The organism is Moorena sp. SIO3I6 (genome assembly GCF_010672095.1).
The window spans coordinates 1-1,404 of record NZ_JAAHHU010001345.1 but is presented as its reverse complement, the minus strand read 5'-3'; the positions used below and the strand labels follow the sequence as shown (position 1 = coordinate 1,404).

Annotated in this window: 2 protein-coding genes and 1 pseudogene; 1 reads left to right on the top strand and 2 read right to left on the bottom strand. The window is 44.7% G+C overall.

The window, feature by feature from the left end; all coding sequences use genetic code 11:
• The first annotated feature begins 97 nt into the window (after window positions 1-97).
• Entirely contained in the window at window positions 98-301 is a 204-nt protein-coding gene (locus tag F6K49_RS49190) for a hypothetical protein (protein ID WP_293110026.1), read from the top strand.
• Between the two features lie 271 nt (window positions 302-572).
• Here F6K49_RS49190 and F6K49_RS49185 read toward each other — a convergent pair.
• Window positions 573-807, bottom strand: a pseudogene (locus tag F6K49_RS49185) (transposase); the annotation flags it as partial.
• An 85-nt stretch (window positions 808-892) separates the two neighbouring features.
• Window positions 893-1,150, bottom strand: a complete 258-nt coding sequence (locus F6K49_RS49180; RefSeq protein ID WP_293086289.1) for a transposase — start codon at window positions 1,148-1,150, stop codon at window positions 893-895.
• Window positions 1,151-1,404: the final 254 nt, after the last annotated feature.

Genomic DNA, 1,404 nt, shown 5'->3' with positions numbered 1-1,404 from the left:
TTGTTTCGCTTCCCAAAAAGCTCGTGACCGCTACTATCGAAAGATTACCTTCTCTCTGATTCAGGAATTTGATGCCTGGGCCTAAATGTACTGCTAAATGTACAAAAAAAAGTGTCCGTCAGTCAGGACTCAGACTCAAGCTGGTAGTGATTTTGTGGCCAGAATGTTGACAGTGGTTACAACCCTAAAGTCTCAGAAGCGTGATGTTCTCGAATTTTTAGTACAAGCTGTTGTTGCTGCTCGCTCCGGTTCACAAGCTCGAAGTTTACTGCCATTGATATCTACTTCTTGTATGGAATAGTCCGGTACTGGTTCTGTTAACTTATAAGATAATTTGTTGATAGCTGCTTAATTTTATTGCTTCATGGTTTGACTCCACGTTCGGGGAGTAGTGGTCGTTTTTGTCGTAACCGTTCAGGGGGGTTGTAATCATCAAAAAAACACACCCGGCAGGAGTAATAATGAAATAAAATTATTGAGCTGCGATCACTAGCTCTTGCTCATGGTCGTGATCAGAAATAGCTACCTATGGGAGTAACGAAGGGGCAGGTTTACCTGCGCGTGCAGCGGGGAATTGCATTTGTCAAAAACTCCAAGACATTACGCTGCTGGGACTTCAATGTTGTCACAACAGTTAACATACGAGCAACAAAAGCACTCCCTGCTTGAGTCTGAGCAACCTTAACTGGTACGCCGCCAGATTACTGCTGGACGGATGGCTCTTTCTGCTGCATTATTTGTTGGTTCCACACCCTCAACACTCACAAACAACCATAAAGCTGGTTCAACTTTGAGTAGTTGGCGACAAGTGCGGACAGTTTTAGCAAGGGGTGTTTTCTCCTGTGACCCAATCGAGTAAGAATCTGCTTGTTTTAAAGTCAACTTGACCGCTTCACGTATCTCCAAGGGCTAGCAATTGAAACTGACAACGTTTCAAAGTTCCATATAGTACTCGATGCCACAATTCAAACAGCTTCTCCTGTTGTTTAACCAATGCAGTCCCTAATTCTTTAGATACCCCAGGACGTTCCGAGATTTTAATGAATTCCCGTCGCAGATGTGCCCAACACAATTGCCGACGTTCCTTGTCTACCCAGTTATACGCACCATGACGGTCTGAGTTTAAAATACCACCAAAATTTTGACCCAGTAGGTTTGCCAGAAGCAGAGGTACAACGAGTTAGGGCAATCTCAAAAAATGTCACTAGTGGCGTGACTGCCACCCACAACCACGCTTTTCGTTGTTTGGGGTTTTTCCCATCTAGATTTCCGTGGATTTTATAGCAACCGCCAGGTTGGTTAGGACGCTCTACGTGAGGACGTGCGACCTAGCCTCTCGCAGTGTTTCAAAATGCTCTAGTTGCTTGGCTTAGCGGCTTTTTAGCCATGACCAGCATTTTTCAA